Raw genomic sequence first — 16,321 nt, 5'->3', positions numbered from 1 at the left:
TTCTTTATTTATAACTACCTGTTTAGCAATTGCTAAAATTTAAAAAAGACGATCATGACTATTGCTTGCCATAGTTTGGGTGAGGTGTTGCTGCATTGGGAAAAAATTCAGGGGAGTAAAACTTTTTTATTTGCTCCTGAGACAAAGGTAACTTTAAGTTATGCACAACTGGCAAAAGAAGCGCGCTGCTTTTCAACTTGGTTAGATCAATCACGTATTAGTGAGCATGGGCACGTCGGCTTGTTTATGCAAAATGGTCGCCAAACATCCACGATATTTATTGCGGCAATGTCATGTGGTCGAGTAATTACTCCCCTTAACCTATTAGCACCTATAGATCAATTGGCTTGGGTCTTAGATCACAGTGATATTGAGCTCTTGTTTTACTCGCCCGACAAAAAAACTAGCTTATTTGCTGCCTTAGAAAAAACTAAGAGACAGTTTGTTGTAGTTGAGTTGGACCCTGATGCCCCAGTCGGACCATTTATGGATTGTCAGGAGGGCGTTCTTCCAAATGTGAGATCTTCTCAACCAGCATTACTAATGTACACATCTGGGACTACCGGAACACCAAAAGGTGTTTTGCTTACCCACGCTAATTTATTGCATGCCGCTCGATCAATGGCGGCTTGGCACTCTTTAACTCAGGCCGATACTGTTCTGAGCTCACTGCCCATCTACCATATCAATGGTCAAGTCATTTCTACTATCACTCCTTTTGTTTCAGGTGGAGCAGTTGTAGCGCCACACTCTTTCTCGGCATCAAATTGGTGGAATCTCGCAATAGAATATCGTTGTACTTGGATCAATATGGTCCCCACAATTATTGCCTATTTAATTAATGCTGCAAAAAGTGGGGGTAAGATACCCTCTCGTGAAGATCTGCAGCACATTCGTTTTGGGCGTTCAGCATCTGCACCCCTCCCACCTGAGCACCATCATGAGTTCGAGAATTTGTTCGGAATTACTGTGATTGAAGGTATGGGTATGACCGAATCTGCTTCAATGGTATTTTGTAATCCCCATGATGAAAGTAGGCGTTATGGCAGCCCAGGTTTACCGTGCGGAGTTGAGGCAAAGGTAATAGACCCTAGTGGAATGATGCTCGAAAATAATACTGTTGGCGAGATCTGCTTACGTGGCGGGAATGTTTTGGATGCATATTACAAAGCGGAGGCTGAAACTGCTAAGGCCTTTGATAGTGAGGGCTGGCTTAAAACCGGTGATTTAGGACTGCGTGATGAACAAGGTTTTTATTTTATTACCGGGCGTCTGAAAGAATTAATTATTAAAGGGGGCGAAAATATAGCTCCTCGAGAAATTGATGAAGTTATTTTGAAACATCCTGCGGTATTAGATGTAGCTGCGGTTGGCATTCCTGATAAAAATTATGGTCAAGAAATTATGGCTTGTATTATCTTAAAACCAGATATGAATTGCTCAGAAGAGGAGATGCGCACTTTTTGCTTACAGGAGCTAGGAAAGTTTAGAACTCCTAAAACCATCTTATTTATGGATGAGCTACCAAGAGGCCCCTCAGGCAAGGTGCAGCGCTTAAAATTACTGGATTTAGTTTTACAAAATACTTAAATAAGCGCACGAGCTATGACCCATAAAGACAAAATAATAAGGTAGCCTCCGAGTAATTTCTGTCTTAGTTGATTGTTCATCTTAACTAATTTTCCTGCTGCAATTATTTGCGTGATTGCTGCACTGATTCCTAGAATGAGGATAAGGGTAATTATTTCAGGGGTAATGCTATTTGCCCCATGAACTCCAATCCAAGCAGAGCTTAAGGTAACTAGGCTTACTATCGATGTTACTGATACAAATAAAATAGATATATCTACACAGAGACTGATGGGCAAGCCAACCCACATTGTTAGCAAGGGCATTAGAAGGGTTGCTCCACCCAATCCAAATAGTGCGGATGAAATTCCAGATATCGCTCCAACTACAACAAGTTTACAGGGCGAATATTTTTGTATACTTTCTGAATTCTTGATAGTGGGTGATTTGCCAATGAGTGTCCATATACCAATAGCGGCTATAGTCACTGAAAACCCTAGGCGAAGAATGTTGTCTGTCAGTTGAGTTGCCAGAAAACTGCCTAATAAAATAAAAGGAAGCGCGTTCAATATCAGAATGGTAGCAGTTGTTCTTTCTGATTGATGCCCGCTAACCACTTTGATTGCCCTTGGTAGCGAGCCAATCACGATAGTACATAAACTTCCAATGACAATCAGCTGGAAAGGTGGATGTGATAAGTTGGGCACAATTAAAAATGCGACATCTAAAGCTGGAACGATAAAAGCACCACCACCAATGCCAAAAATAGCCATTAAAAACCCAGTCGCTATTCCAATGATTGAGAACACGAAGTAATGCATTAATTAGCACCTACTTTTCCTAATATTAAATCTGATGCTCTTTCAGCTAACATTACAGCAGGCCAATTAGTGTTTCCAGAAGGAAGAGTGGGCATCGCTGAGCAATCAACCACTCGTAATCCTTCAACACCCCGTACTCGTAAGTGCGCGTCTAGGACTGCCATAGGATTGCTATCTGGACCCATTTGGCAGGTGCCAGTTGGATGAAATATTGTGGCACCACTATTTCGACAGAATTCTAAAATTTCTGCATCCGATTCAACATTAGCAGGCTTTACTTCCCTAGTAATGAGAGAGCGAAGAGGTTCAGATTGCGCTAATTTTCTAGCGAATTTGATTGCGGCAATACTGGTATCTCGGTCATATTGCGTTTCGAGATAGTTAGCAAGCATTTTTGGCGGTACTAGGGGGTCTGCGGACTGAATTCGAATATGCCCTCTAGATTCTGGTCTCAATTGACATACCGACATAGTAAACCCAGAGAAAGGGTGTACCTTACCCCCTGCCATTTCTGCCGATAAAGTGGCTAAGTGGAATTGAATATCAGGAGTTTTAGAATCGGCCATTACGCGAGTGAAGAGGCCGCCCTGATTGATGCCGATTGAGAGAGGGCCGCCGCGAAATAATAACCAATCTAGACCCATCTTTAATTGTCCAAACCAAGATGACAGCTGGTCATTGGTGGAAATACGTTGGTTAAGCTCATAAATTAAGCGGTATTGAAGATGGTCTTGTAGATTTTCACCGACACCAGGAAGATCCTGAATTACTGGAATATTAAATTGATTTAAAAGTTTAGATGGACCAATTCCGGATAGTTGTAGAATTTGTGGACTTTGAATCGCTCCAGCACTCAGAATTACTTCATGGCTCGCATGAATGATTTGTTTAATTCCTTTGCAAACTATTTCAATGCCAATCGCTTTTTTATTTTCAAAAAGAACTCTACATGCTTGGCTATTTGTCAGAATCGTTAGGTTTGGACGTGTCTTAGCAGGCTTAAGATAGGCCACCGCAGTACTACAACGAAATCCTTTGCTAGTGGTAAGTTGATAGTAACCCACCCCCTCTTGCGTGAGATTATTAAAGTCATCTGTACTGGGTATGCCCATGAGGTTGGCAGTTTTTTTGAATGCCTCTACAAGGGGGTGTTTTTTCGGTATAGATGAGGCTTTTAGAGGACCTGCTTGAGAATGCAGTGGTTCACCTAAGCGATCATTACCTTCAGCCTTTTTAAAGTAGGGCAGCACATCATCCCATCCCCAGCCCGGATTACCAAGGTCGCGCCAGCCATCATAGTCTTCCTTTTGACCGCGAATAAAAATTAAACCATTAATAGAACTTGATCCACCTAATGTTTTTCCTCTGGGCCAATAAATTTGGCGATTATTCATTCCGGGATCTGGTTCAGTTTGGAATTTCCAATTTAGCTTCGGATCCCACATGGTTTTTGCGTAACCGATTGGCAAATGAATCCATGGTGAGCGATCTTTAGGTCCGGCTTCAATAAGACATACTGAATTTTTAGGGTCTTCTGATAGACGATTTGCTAGAACGCAGCCAGAAGAGCCTCCACCTACGATGATGTAATTGAAGGATTGATTTTTCATTCGATTTTAATGCTTTCTAAGTCCAAGAATTTCACGTGCCTGCGCTGCACTTGCAACCGTACGCCCATATGTGGGAGCCAAGGAGGCAGCGTGGGCTCCATGCTCAGTATTGTCCCTTGCCAAGCGCGTTTTATTAAAACGCATATTGTCTTCAAGACCAGTTCTGATGTGACCTCCTAGCTCAAGAGTCCACTCATTGACTGTTAATTGATGGCGAGCTACGTCAGCAGCTGTCCATGTAGCGTCTGGCATCACTGTTTTTAACTCTGAAATCAAGAACTCTAGAATGGAGCATCTGGCAGGCATTGCGTTTGGTATACCCATAACAAATTGAATGTGAACAGGCGCCTTTAGAAGGCCCCTCTCAACTAAATTCGCTGCGTTATAAAGCATCGCTAAGTCAAAGATTTCAATTTCGGGCTTAGTTTCATATTTCAACATTTCACTAGCCAGCCCATCAACAAAATCTGGCGGATTCTCATAAATTCCATTTGGAAAATTGACTGAACCCGTTGCTAGTGAGGCCATGTCTGGCCTATGAAAAAGCATTCCGCCTCGTGCCGCTTGATCACGTCCGCGTCCTCGTGTTAAGAATTGCACAATTATTCCAGGGCAGTGCTTTTGAATACCTGCTTGCACAATTGCATACAGATCCGGATCCGAGCTAGGGCTTTCATCAGGATTTCGAACGTGAATGTGCGCTAAGGAAGCGCCAGCCTCAAAAGATTTATGGATTTCTTCAATTTGTTCTGAGGTTTTTACTAGTGGGCCGGGACAGTCCTTTTTGCGGGGGATTGCGCCAGTCATTGCTACGGTAATGATGACGGGATTAGAAATTTTATAGATCCTCTGGATAGGTTAGACGTTGGATTCAGATAAAGTATTTTGAATATCATCAGCAGCTTGTTTTAAAGGCGCGACATAAAAATCAATAGGGTTTAATTGAATACGTGGTGCCGGTCCATGCGCAGTAATTGTGGCAAAGGTTTTATTTTTTAAATTAGTAATGGGCACCGCTATCCCAATAAATCCGTCCAAGAATTCTGATTCATCAAGAGCATAACCATCTATGCGAATTTTTTCTAATTCGCGAAATAGCCCCTCATAGCTAGTCAGTGTTTTCTGAGTATGCCTTTGAAATGGCTCATTTCCCAGGGAGCTTCTCACTTGTAGATCTGTCATTCCAGAGAGAAATAATTTTCCACTCGCAGTGCAGTGAAGAGGAACTCGGGTACCCACATCGATATGAAGGCGAATAGGTGCGCTAGTCTCAACTCGATCTAGGTACATCACTTTATTGCCATCGAGAATATTAAAATTACAGGTTTCACCTATTTCCTCTACAAGGCGCCTCATGACCGCTACACGTTGGGATCGGATAGAGTCGACTGACAAAATATTAATTCCAATCAATCTCAACTTTGCACTGGGCTGAAAGCGTCTTCCATTGGGGTCACGCTCTATAAAACCTTGTGCCACCAGTGTATTTAACAACCTAAAAGCAGTTGGTTTAGCCAAGCCATTGCTGGTAGAAATAGCCTCTAGGGTAAGCGGGAACTCAGATTGGGCGATGGTTTCCAAGATTAAGAGGACTTTCTCAGCCATGCTAGATTTAGTCGAATCCTCAAATATTTCCGAGGGAGGGCTTATGCGGGAGAGCTTTTGTGGCATTGAGTGACGTTATTTTGATATTGAATGCTTTTTAAGGGTAAACACTTAAATCATTTCATCAGATGATACTTTATATTCCAATTTGTGTGTTAATTTATATTTCGTGTAAGTCTACAAAAAGAAAATTAATTAGCCTGCTCTACTTTCTAAATGTTCTTTCTTTGCCGTAAATAAGTGTGTTGGCTTAAATAAAAAAGGAGTTTGAAGTGATGATGAAATTTATAAAACGTGTGGCAGCAGTCGCAGTCCTTTCCAGTATGTTTTGTGGGGCCCCATTTGCACAGTCATCCCCAATAAAAATGAAAATTCAAGCTGGCGTTCCATCTGCCAGCATCTACTATGAGCTAATGAAAAATTTTGGGGATCGTGTCGACAAGATGTCAAACGGTCGCCTTAAGGTTGAGGTCCTACCAGATGGGGCTGTAGTTGGAGCCTTTGGAATTCTCGATGCCGTTGATAAGGGGGTTGTAGATGGTGGTTTTGCTTGGACCCACTACTGGTCTGGAAAAAACTCAGCTGCTGCACTTTTCTCTAACCCAGCATCCGGATCAGGCGTGGGCTTGGATCAAGTTTCACACATGTCTTGGCTTAAAAATGGCGGCGGTGATCAGCTCTACGATAGACTCTTTACTGAGGTTCTTAAAAAGAATATTAAGCCCTTCATGATTCAGCCCATGGGTCCAGACCCATTTGGCTGGTTTAAGCAGCCAATTAATTCAATTGCTGATATGAAGCCCATGAAATACCGATCCCCTCCAGGATTGACTGCGGAGATATTTAAAGAAATGGGTTTGACAACTGTTTCTATGCCTGGTGCTGAAATTGTTCCTGCGGCGCAAAGAGGGGTAATCGATGCAGCTGAGTGGATTGGACCTGCAGACGATATGATTTTAGGTTTCCAAAATGTATTTAAGCACTACTATCTCCAGGGCTTGCATCAATCAACAGACGTTGCAGAGCTTTTAATCAATAGAACCTTCTGGGATAAATTACCGGCCGATTTAAAGGTAATTGTTGAAACTGCAGTTTCAGCAACCATAGCTGAAACATATACATTCAACGTATACCGCAATGCTATTGCACTTGAAAAACTAAAAAAAGACCATGGGGTAAAAGTTCATGACACTCCTAAGGAGTTCTTCACCGCTTTTCAAACAGCAACAACTGTTGTGTATGCCCGTGAATCAGAGAAAAATGCTTTTTTCAAAGAGGTCTTAGACTCTCAGAAAAAATTTGCCGGGATAGTGGTCCCTTACTGGACCCAAATCAATGGTCTCTACTACAACATTGGCTCGACGGTTGTAGGCGGCAAGAAGTAGTAAGTTTTTTATGACTTAAAAAAAAGGTGGATATTTCCACCTTTTTTAAATGGAGCTGATAAGTGTCTGACATTAACCTTAATTTAATTGCTGTATCAAAAAAGATAGATTACATTACGACAATTTCGGGGAATATCGTCGGATGGATGATTATTCCTATGGTGCTGAGTTTGGCATATGAAGTCGTAGCTAGATATATTTTTGGAGCCCCTACTATTTGGGCTTACGACATGACATTCATGCTCTATGGCGCTTTTTTTATGCTGGGATCAAGTTACACGCTAAAAAATAAAGGGCATATACGTACTGATATGTTTTACGACGCCTGGAGCCATAAAACTCAGGCAATGGTTGATTTAGCGTGTTATGCATTCCTCTTTTTCCCCTTTACGCTTATTTTCACGCTAGTGGGATGGGAGTATTTTTATCAGGCATTTATTAATGACGAACGATTTGTTTCAAGCCCTTGGATGGCTATTACTTGGCCATTTATGATGACTCTTCCATTAACAGGTTTTTTACTGAGCATCCAAGGAATATCGGAAGTCTGTAAATGTATTGTGGCAATTAAATTAAATCAATGGCCTTTAGCCACGAAACAGGAAAGTTAATAAATGGACCAGCAAATTTTGGGAATTATTGGTCTTGGCGTATTACTTTGCGCCATATTCATAGGGTTTCCAATAGCCTTTACTCTCGGCGCAGTTAGTATAGTAATGGGGTTTATAGCTCTTGGACCAGTTGTATTCGATCTTGCAATCTTACAAACTTTATCAGTAATGCAGGACAGCGTTTTAGCAGCGATCCCATTTTTTCTTTTTATGGGGTTTTTGCTGGAGCAATCTGGAATTATGGAGCGCCTTTTCTACTCGATTCAGCAACTTTTTGGGGGTCTGAGGGGCTCTCTTTATTTGGCAGTAATTGTTACTGCCACTATATTTGCTGCTGCAACGGGTATTGTAGGTTCATCCGTTGTCTTGCTAGGAGTAATGGCTGCACCGTCAATGATTAAAAGCGGTTATGACACGCGCATGTCAGCAGGAGCAATCACAGCAGGTGGAACACTTGGTATTTTGATTCCTCCATCAGTGATGCTGATTGTTATGGGTCCGGTAGTGGGCGTACCAGCTACAGATCTTTTTGCTGCAGCGGTTCTTCCTGGATTACTTTTGGCATTTCTTTTTGCTGCTTACTGTATGGTTCGCTGCTGGATTAATCCCGCTCTGGGACCTGCGCTACCATTAGAGATGAGGGCAGTATCACTAAAGCCAGTTTTGATTGATTTGATGATTGGAATTGCACCAGTAATCGTTGTCTTACTTGCGACACTTGGCGTCATTCTTGCAGGTATAGCCACTCCAACTGATGCAGGTGCAGTTGGATGTGTGGCAACGTTTCTCCTGACCACACTGTCCGGAAGAATGTCTATTGCTAAGATCAAAAACTGTGTGATGCAGTCATTGCAGGTCTCAAGTATGATTTTGTTACTAGTTACTACCTCAAATTTATTTGGCGCAGTATTTTCTAGGCTTGGTAGTGCTGACATGATTGCCAATTTTCTCGCCTCTTTGCCGCTTCCACCGATGGCGATGCTCATTTTGATTTTACTTTTAATTTTTCTGCTAGGATGGCCACTGGAATGGGTTCCAATTGTCTTGATCGTAGTCCCTATATTTCTGCCAATTATTAAAGCTGCTGGTATTGATTTAATTTGGTTTAGTACGCTTGTGGCTGTTACGCTTCAAACTGCATGGCTTTCACCCCCGGTCGCACTCTCGGCTTATTTTTTAAAAGGCGTTGCCCCAACTTGGAAAATAACTGATATTTATGCTGGGATGTCACAATTTATGTTGTTGCAGGTCTTTGCGGTTATTCTGCTGTTAATTTTTCCACAATTAGCTACCTGGCTTCCGTCCATAAACTAGGCGAGACTTTTTAGTAACGTATATATCTTTTACAAAGTTAATTTATCCATGGAAAGAGATTCAGTAGTCTTAGTTACAGGAGCAAGTTCTGGTATAGGAAAGGCAGTAGCCTCTCGTTTTCTTGCCGAGGGTTATAAAGTTATTGCCACTGGACGTCGTTTCGAGCGACTCATTGAGCTTCGCGATGCCACTCCTGAGGATCAGAAGTCTAATCTTCTTATAGCTGAGTTGGATGTTACGAACTATTTATCAGTAGCAGAATTTCTTGCGCATCTTCCTGCTGAGTTTAAGAGCATTCAGATTCTAGTGAATAATGCAGGGCTTGCACTTGGACTGGAGCCTGCATATAAGGCTGAGCTGCTTGAATGGTTTCAGATGATTGATACCAATATTAAGGGCTTAATAAATATTACCAATGAAGTATTGCCAGGGATGATTGAACGAAATCATGGCCACATTTTTAATGTCGGTTCTGTTGCCGGGACCTATCCTTACCCAGGTGGAAATGTTTATGGCAGTACCAAGGCATTCGTTCACGAATACAGCTCAGATTTGCGTGCTGGATTAGCTAATACTGCACTGCGTGTTTCATCTATAGAGCCCGGAATGATCTCAGGTACAGAGTTTTCTAATGTGAGACTGAAGGATGATGAGAGGGCGGCAAAGGTATATGACGGTATTAAGGCGCTATCTGCCGAAGACATGGCCGAAACTATTTTCTGGGCTGCAAATTTACCTACTCACGTTAGTATTAATAAATTGGAGGTAATGCCTGTACAGCAGAGTTTTAGTGCCCCCAATTTTTATCGGGAAAAAGACCGGTAGCCGAGTAATAATGCTTGGGCTCTACCCAAGTGCCTTACCATTCCTTCACAGAAGCGCATTTAAGTACACAGTCATTTAAGTGCTTCAAGCTTGGCAATACTTCGAATCTGTTTAGAGTTATGATTGCAGGAATGTTATTTGGCCCAGAGGCTGGAGATGTTGCAACCGTAGTGAAGCTATTTCGCGTCGCTTTATTACTACCTGTCGTATTAGTGATTTCAATATTCTTTGGAACGCAAAAATCAACCAATACACTGGGCTGGGGAAGTCTACGTTTGATCCCCACATTTTTGCTAGGATTTGTCGCTCTATCAATAGTAGCGTCTATGCAAATTTTGCCAACCTCTATTACGCATTCTATTGGCGGAGTCTCGCGCTGGATGCTGGTAATTGCAATTGCAGCAGCGGGGCTGAAAACTAACTTTCAGGAGCTTGCCCAATTAGGTTGGCAGCCAGTAGTAATGTTGCTAGTGGAAACCCTATTTATTGCTGCAATTGGCTTATTTTTTGTTCTGAACATAATATAAAACAACTTATTGGCAGGACTTTAACGCTATGCTGTTAGTAATAGATTTAGAGTAAATTAAATCAATAGTGAGGGATGGATCGCTTATGTCTGGTCAGAGAGATTTTTCTAATCGCCGCAACTTCTTAAAAAATTCTATTGCTATTACTGCTGGAGTGGGCGCTACGTTAACAGCTAAAACATCTTTAGCTCAAAATACGAAGGCTGAATTTTTAGAGGTTGACCCATGGACAAAGACGCAAGGCTCGACCTTCATTAATCCCCCATATGGGTTGCCATCAAGGTATGAAAAAAGTGTGGTTCGTGTGCTTCCGTCGCCTGCACCCACATTCTTAACTGGCTCCAGAACACCATTGCAAAACTTACATGGAATCATAACGCCTAATGGCTTAGTATTTGAGAGGCATCATGCAGGTGTTCCTGATATCAATCCGGATCATCATCAATTAGTGATTCATGGGATGGTTGATAAACCTCTAATTTTAACGATGGAGGATATTGTTCGATTTCCATCGGAGTCACGAATTTATTTTCTAGAGTGTTCTGGTAATAGTGCGGCTGAGCTTAAGAAGGCTAGCGGGAAAACTGCACAAGAAATTCATGGGCTGCTATCTTGTTGCGAATGGACTGGTGTTCGCTTATCCACTATTTTTCAAGAGTCCGGTATTCAGCCGGGCGCTTTATGGGCTTTAGCTGAGGGTGCTGATGGTGCAGCGATGACCCGAAGCATTCCCATGAAAAAAATGATGGATGATGCCTTACTCGTTTATGCTCAGAATGGTGAAATGCTGCGGGCGGAACAAGGTTATCCCTTGAGGCTCTTCTTGCCAGGGTATGAGGGAAATATGAGCATTAAGTGGCTCCGAAGAATCAAATTAGGCGCCGAGCCTTGGCAAACCCGGGAGGAAACTTCTGCATATACTGATTTAAGGGCGGATGGTAAGGCACTTCAATTTACCTTTGCGATGGATGTAAAGTCTGTCATCACTCAGCCATCGGGAATGATGAAATTAAAGTCTAAAGGATTTTATGAAATTTCAGGGATTGCTTGGTCCGGTAAAGGCGGAATAAAAAAAGTAGAGGTTTCAACGAATGGTGGGAAATCTTGGGATGTTGCCACATTGCAAGAGCCGGTTTTGGATAAGTCTTTAGTGCGCTTTCGTTATCCTTGGATTTGGGATGGCACTCCGGGGGTATTGATGAGCCGTGCATTTGACTCTAATGGCGATATCCAGCCATCTATGGAAGCTTTATTAAAAGATAAAAGCCCCAACACTTTTTACCACAATAACGCGATTCAACCTTGGCGCGTAGCTGCAAGCGGGGAAATCACAAATGGCCGCTAATTCAATGATTCGTAGTGCTTTGGTAATTTTTATAATAAGCCTAGTAATAGCTTGCGGAAACAATTCTTACTATCAAGGAAAGTCGACAGGTCTTGGAAAGACAATTTCTGAGAATCAAATTCAAGCATGGAATATTGATATCAGCCCAACTGGAGCCGGTCTTCCGCCTGGTTCAGGAACTGCTAAATCTGGTGAGAAGCTTTATCAGCAAAAATGTGCGTCCTGTCACGGCGATAAAGGTCAGGGCGGTCCAGCAAATCGGCTGGTTGGCGGGGGTGGGTTAAACACAAATACGCCAATTAAGACCGTTGGTAGTTTTTGGCCTTATTCAACAACTATTTTTGATTATGTCAGAAGGGCCATGCCACATCAAGCACCGCAATCATTGAGTAATACGCAAGTTTATGAGGCTACCGCTTATATTTTGTATATGAATCAGATTATCACCAAAGATGAAGTGATCGACGCTCACTCATTACCACTTGTGAGGATGCCAAATCGTAGTGGATTTATTTCGGCTGAGAACTAATCTGAGTAAAAAAATTGGTGTTAGGCATACGAATCTTCCAATTCTTGCATCTTAATTGTATTCATCAGAAACAAAATACGTCGCTGAAAGCTTTTTCGCTCAATCACTTGATCATGCGGGAGGCTATCATGTTCGCGCAGAAGCTTAGTAATGAGCGGGTTGTAATGCTCGCGAACTGGGGACATCTCACTTCCTCGATAAAAATAACATTAGTAACAATTTATCAAGTACTGTCTACATTCGCAAGGATTATAAAAATATAACTTCATTACCGTTAGTTATATTGAGGAAAAGGCTGGCGGATAGAGAAAGTTATTTTTCCACAAAAGCACGTTCGAAGACATAGTCCCCCAAATGCCCCAAGCTTGGCGATACCTTGAAACCCTTTGTATCTAACATTGCAGCGGTTTCTTTGAGCATAGAGGGGCTACCGCAAATCATGGCTCGATCTACCGCTGGGTCTAGGGGTGGCAAGCCGATATCCTTAAACAGTTGACCTGATTCGATGGCGGTAGTTAGGCGACCCGTATGGGTGAATGCCTCTCGAGTCACTGTCGGATAGTAGATGAGTTTTTCACGGATGAGCTCGCCCAAGTACTCATCTTGAGTGAGTTCATGCTTAATGTAATCAGCATATGCCAACTCACTTACCAAGCGTACTCCATGAATCAGTACCACCTTCTCAAATTTTTCATAGGTGTCTGGGTCACGAATAATGCTCATAAATGGCGCTAAACCAGTGCCCGTACTAAAAAGATAGAGATGCTTTCCGGGATTCAAGTCATCGATCACTAGGGTGCCAACCGATTTCTCGCTCACCAAAATGGGGTCGCCCACCTGAATTTTTTGCAGGCGTGAGGTAAGGGGACCATCCTGAACCTTAATACTCAAAAACTCTAAATGCTCTTCATAATTCGGGCTAGCTACGCTGTAAGCGCGAACCAATGGTCTACCTTCTACTTCCAGGCCAATCATCAGAAAATGGCCGCTACGAAAGCGTAAGCCCTTGTTTCTGGTGGTAGTGAAGCTAAAAAGTGTGTCGTTCCAATGATTTACAGTAAGAACGGATTCGGAGTGATAGGCAGCCATAAGTGATGATCGGTGGTGACAAAGATCTAATTATCCTCATTCTTGGCAAATTTCTTTAGATATAAAAGAATTGAGCTTATAAAAAAGGAGTCTTTTACAGGGTGGCGTTCATTCCCTATGATGAATGCATAAACGCACTTAAATGAACGCACTTAAGGAATTTTGATGATTACAAAACCTGCTACTCCAAAGCCCCTCTTTTTCACCATAGCCCAATTATTTCTAGGTTTGGCGTTAATTAGCCTATCCACTCACCTGGCTTTAGATGGCGGCAGGTATCTAGAGGCCCTCAATGAGAGTGGTCTGAACGAATATCATGCTTTTGGCTTGCTAGTGTGCTTGAGCTTCCTTTCTGGAATCTTCTTGATTGCTCAGCATGTTCTATCGCAAGGCGACAGCAATTTTGACGAAAGCTTCGATACTGCCCTGCCTTATTAAAAACAGTCTAGACTGAGACATTCTCTTTTCAGGTGGTATTCATGAATTTAGTAGGCTCTCAATCCATATTTGAGCGAGGTGCTTGGTATGTCATTATTCAAGTTATCTTAATTGGCCTCATACTCTTTGGTCCTCGCGGATTTTTGTTGATCGAAAATCAGACTGCCTTACTGGCCCTATATTCTGTGGGGATTGGGGTCGCGCTACTCTCCCTTGTCATTATGCCGATTGCTGCTATTAATTTAGGGAAGAACCTTACTCCATTACCTTGCCCTAGGGACGATGCTCAGTTCGTTCAGTCCGGCTTATATCGTTTTGTTCGACATCCATTATATTTTGGGGTGATCCTAGCAGCGGTGGCCTGGCTTTGCTTATTTCCCAATATTTTTATCTTAGCGTATGTCATCGGACTAGGAGTGTTATTTGACATAAAAGCGAGGCGGGAAGAGCTTTGGTTGATAGATCGATTTCCTGCATACGCGAGCTACAAAGCAAGTACTAAAAAACTGATTCCGTATCTTTATTGAGACATTTTTACGACTGGAGTTTTTATGAGTGACACGCCATCAGTGCGACTAGTGCAGCAAAGTGATTATCAGTTTGCGATCTATTTCGATGAGGAGCAGAGCCCTATTTATGGGGATGAGCCACCCCCTTTAGGAAAATCTCAGGGGGCAACGCCATCACAATTCTTATTAGCTGGTGTGGCCAATTGCTTATCGGATTCTTTGTTATTTGCCTTGCGAAAATTCAAACAAAATCCTGAGCCGATTGAAACCAAGGCCCGTTGTGATATTGGACGAAACGATCAAAATCGCCTTCGTATATTGGCGATTGATGTAGAAATTCGTATCGGGGTGCCTGGTACAGCCCTGGAAAACCTTGATCGCGTGTTAGCGCAGTTTCAAGATTTCTGTACCGTCTCGTCTAGTGTGAATCTTGGCATTCCGGTCAACGTGACGGTCATTGACAGTGATGATCAAAAACTGTACCCAGTACTTTAACTAGTCAGTTAATAAAGTAAACAAAAAAGCCGCATATTGTGCGGCTTTTTTTGTACGGTCTCTTGCACTGTAGTTTTGAGAAACGGTACTGTGATGATTGCCTTTATTCTTCCTCGCGACGTAAATGCGGAAATAAAATCACATCACGAATATTGGGCACATCAGCTAAAAGCATTACTAAGCGATCGATGCCGATGCCACAACCACCAGTTGGGGGCATGCCGTACTCTAGTGCGCGAATAAAGTCATGGTCAAAGTACATTGCTTCTTCGTCACCAGCTTCTTTTTGAGCAACTTGTTTGCGAAAACGATTTGCTTGATCTTCGGCATCATTTAATTCTGAGAAGCCATTGGCAATTTCACGGCCGGTAATAAATAACTCAAAGCGCTCTGTAACACCAGGGCGTGTATCTGACTCACGTGCTAGTGGACTCACTTCGATCGGGTAATCAACAATATAAGTAGGTTCCCAGAGATGAGACTCAGCAACCAATTCAAAAAGGGCTAATTGGAGTGCGCCGATACCTGCGTTTTTAAGCGTTGGGCTATCTGGATTTTCGCCTCCCTTTTTCAATTCATTACGAATAAATGCCATATCCTCAAGTTGGACAGCTTCATACGACTTATTGGAAAGTGGGCAATATTTGAGGATAGCCTCAGTAATAGTGAGGCGTTGAAAGGGCTTGCTCAAATCAAGTTCGCGACCTTGGTGAGTCAATACGGCAGTGCCTTGCGCATCTATTGCTGCTGAGCGAATCAAGTTCTCCGTGAAATCCATGAGCCAGCGGTACTCTGTATAAGCCGCATAAAACTCCATCATGGTGAACTCAGGATTGTGACGTGGGCTAACGCCTTCATTGCGGAAGTTTCGATTAATTTCAAAGACGCGCTCAAAACCACCAACAACCAAGCGCTTCAGATAGAGTTCGGGCGCAATACGTAAGTACATCTGCATATCCAAAGCATTGTGGTGAGTAATAAATGGTTTGGCTGTTGCTCCCCCAGGTATTGGGTGCAACATAGGAGTTTCTACTTCCATGAAATCAGCGTCCAGCATATGACGGCGCAATGATGCAATCGTATTACTGCGTGCTCTAAAGGTATTGCGACTTTCTGGGTTGACGATTAAATCAACGTAGCGTTGACGATACTTAGTCTCTAAATCCGATAGGCCATGGAACTTATCCGGTAGAGGTCTCAAAGATTTGCTGAGTAGGCGTAGATTACTAGATTGAATTGAAAGTTCGCCTTTATTGGTTTTAAAAAGGTTGCCCTCAGCGGCAATAAAGTCACCCATATCCCAGTGCTTAAAAGCGCCATGAACATCCGTACCGCTGATCTCATCACTAATATAGAACTGTATCTGCCCACTGCGATCCTGAATCGTTGCAAAGCTGGCTTTTCCCATGACGCGCTTAAGAACCATGCGGCCAGCAACTTTGACGTGTATCCCTTTTTCAGCCAACTCTTCTTTAGTAAGGCTGTCAAATTGAGCATGAAGATCTGCAGCCAAATGGCTCGGCACAAAATCATTTGGAAAAGCAATGCCACCTTCACGAAGCTTTGCTAACTTCTCACGGCGCTCGGCAATAATATGGTTTTCATCTGCTGGTTCAGGCGAGGTATTAGGGGTGACTTGGTCGTTCATA

18 protein-coding genes are annotated in these 16,321 nt (G+C 42.7%); 11 read left to right on the top strand and 7 right to left on the bottom strand.

Translation table 11 applies throughout. From position 1 onward, the window contains the following. Positions 1 to 54 precede the first annotated feature (54 nt). Positions 55 to 1,590, top strand: a complete 1,536-nt coding sequence (locus B0G85_RS02495; RefSeq protein ID WP_100378849.1) for an AMP-binding protein — start codon at positions 55 to 57, stop codon at positions 1,588 to 1,590. Here the strand turns inward: B0G85_RS02495 and B0G85_RS02490 are convergent. From B0G85_RS02490 to B0G85_RS02475, 4 genes are read right to left on the bottom strand one after another with little or no spacing between them, the layout of a single operon-like run. Beyond that, positions 1,587 to 2,390, bottom strand: a complete 804-nt coding sequence (locus B0G85_RS02490; RefSeq protein ID WP_100378848.1) for a sulfite exporter TauE/SafE family protein — start codon at positions 2,388 to 2,390, stop codon at positions 1,587 to 1,589. The two genes, B0G85_RS02495 and B0G85_RS02490, sit on opposite strands and share 4 nt — an antisense overlap. Further along, complete coding sequence (locus B0G85_RS02485) at positions 2,390 to 4,000, bottom strand: GMC family oxidoreductase (protein ID WP_100378847.1); 1,611 nt, start codon at positions 3,998 to 4,000, stop codon at positions 2,390 to 2,392. The genes B0G85_RS02490 and B0G85_RS02485 overlap by 1 nt, the downstream gene beginning before the upstream one ends. 6 nt (positions 4,001 to 4,006) lie before the next feature. Further along, a complete protein-coding gene (locus B0G85_RS02480; protein ID WP_100378846.1) occupies positions 4,007 to 4,837 on the bottom strand; it encodes a 3-oxoadipate:acetyl-CoA acetyltransferase in 831 nt (276 codons plus the stop codon). Positions 4,838 to 4,858: 21 nt separating this feature from the next. Then, entirely contained in the window at positions 4,859 to 5,605 is a 747-nt protein-coding gene (locus B0G85_RS02475) for an IclR family transcriptional regulator (protein WP_198508677.1), read from the bottom strand. Positions 5,606 to 5,883: 278 nt separating this feature from the next. Here B0G85_RS02475 and B0G85_RS02470 point away from each other — a divergent pair, with 278 nt between their 5' ends. The 7 genes from B0G85_RS02470 to B0G85_RS02440 all read left to right on the top strand — a co-directional run bounded on the left by B0G85_RS02470 (position 5,884) and on the right by B0G85_RS02440 (position 12,141). Beyond that, on the top strand, positions 5,884 to 6,990 hold the full coding sequence (locus B0G85_RS02470) for a TRAP transporter substrate-binding protein (protein WP_232725903.1): 1,107 nt from the start codon (positions 5,884 to 5,886) through the stop codon (positions 6,988 to 6,990). Positions 6,991 to 7,052: 62 nt separating this feature from the next. After that, a complete protein-coding gene (locus B0G85_RS02465; protein WP_100378843.1) occupies positions 7,053 to 7,601 on the top strand; it encodes a TRAP transporter small permease subunit in 549 nt (182 codons plus the stop codon). Positions 7,602 to 7,604: 3 nt separating this feature from the next. Beyond that, positions 7,605 to 8,915: a TRAP transporter large permease gene (locus B0G85_RS02460; protein ID WP_100378842.1), complete on the top strand. Its 1,311-nt coding sequence runs from the start codon at positions 7,605 to 7,607 to the stop codon at positions 8,913 to 8,915. A gap of 48 nt (positions 8,916 to 8,963) precedes the next feature. Next, positions 8,964 to 9,740: an SDR family NAD(P)-dependent oxidoreductase gene (locus B0G85_RS02455; RefSeq protein WP_100378841.1), complete on the top strand. Its 777-nt coding sequence runs from the start codon at positions 8,964 to 8,966 to the stop codon at positions 9,738 to 9,740. A 29-nt stretch (positions 9,741 to 9,769) separates the two neighbouring features. Then, positions 9,770 to 10,267, top strand: a complete 498-nt coding sequence (locus tag B0G85_RS02450; protein ID WP_255408122.1) for a putative sulfate exporter family transporter — start codon at positions 9,770 to 9,772, stop codon at positions 10,265 to 10,267. An 85-nt stretch (positions 10,268 to 10,352) separates the two neighbouring features. Beyond that, the gene (gene soxC / locus B0G85_RS02445) at positions 10,353 to 11,612 is read left to right on the top strand and encodes a sulfite dehydrogenase (RefSeq protein WP_100378839.1); all 1,260 of its coding nucleotides are present in this window, start codon (positions 10,353 to 10,355) and stop codon (positions 11,610 to 11,612) included. After that, complete coding sequence (locus B0G85_RS02440; RefSeq protein ID WP_232725902.1) at positions 11,602 to 12,141, top strand: c-type cytochrome; 540 nt, start codon at positions 11,602 to 11,604, stop codon at positions 12,139 to 12,141. Before soxC ends, B0G85_RS02440 begins: the two co-directional genes overlap by 11 nt. 20 nt (positions 12,142 to 12,161) lie before the next feature. Here the strand turns inward: B0G85_RS02440 and B0G85_RS10315 are convergent, their stop codons facing one another. Beyond that, on the bottom strand, positions 12,162 to 12,326 hold the full coding sequence (locus B0G85_RS10315) for a hypothetical protein (RefSeq protein ID WP_198508724.1): 165 nt from the start codon (positions 12,324 to 12,326) through the stop codon (positions 12,162 to 12,164). A gap of 127 nt (positions 12,327 to 12,453) precedes the next feature. Beyond that, a complete protein-coding gene (locus B0G85_RS02435) occupies positions 12,454 to 13,230 on the bottom strand; it encodes a ferredoxin--NADP reductase (protein ID WP_100378838.1) in 777 nt (258 codons plus the stop codon). 165 nt (positions 13,231 to 13,395) lie between these two features. Between B0G85_RS02435 and B0G85_RS02430 the strand changes: the two genes are divergently transcribed. Genes B0G85_RS02430 through B0G85_RS02420 form a run of 3 tightly spaced genes read left to right on the top strand, consistent with a single transcriptional unit; the run spans position 13,396 to position 14,672 of the window. Next, complete coding sequence (locus B0G85_RS02430) at positions 13,396 to 13,668, top strand: hypothetical protein (protein WP_100378837.1); 273 nt, start codon at positions 13,396 to 13,398, stop codon at positions 13,666 to 13,668. A gap of 41 nt (positions 13,669 to 13,709) precedes the next feature. Then, positions 13,710 to 14,195 (top strand): methyltransferase family protein, encoded by a 486-nt coding sequence (locus B0G85_RS02425; RefSeq protein WP_100378836.1) that lies wholly within the window; start codon positions 13,710 to 13,712, stop codon positions 14,193 to 14,195. A gap of 24 nt (positions 14,196 to 14,219) precedes the next feature. Beyond that, positions 14,220 to 14,672, top strand: a complete 453-nt coding sequence (locus B0G85_RS02420; RefSeq protein ID WP_100378835.1) for an OsmC family protein — start codon at positions 14,220 to 14,222, stop codon at positions 14,670 to 14,672. 103 nt (positions 14,673 to 14,775) lie between these two features. On the opposite strand, the gene lysS is transcribed toward B0G85_RS02420, so the two are convergent. Next, a complete protein-coding gene (gene lysS / locus B0G85_RS02415; protein WP_100379152.1) occupies positions 14,776 to 16,320 on the bottom strand; it encodes a lysine--tRNA ligase in 1,545 nt (514 codons plus the stop codon). Position 16,321: the final 1 nt, after the last annotated feature.

It is taken from the genome of Polynucleobacter brandtiae (assembly GCF_002797575.1).
Taxonomy (GTDB): Bacteria; Pseudomonadota; Gammaproteobacteria; order Burkholderiales; family Burkholderiaceae; genus Polynucleobacter; species Polynucleobacter brandtiae.
This window is presented reverse-complemented; position numbering and strand designations above follow the sequence as displayed.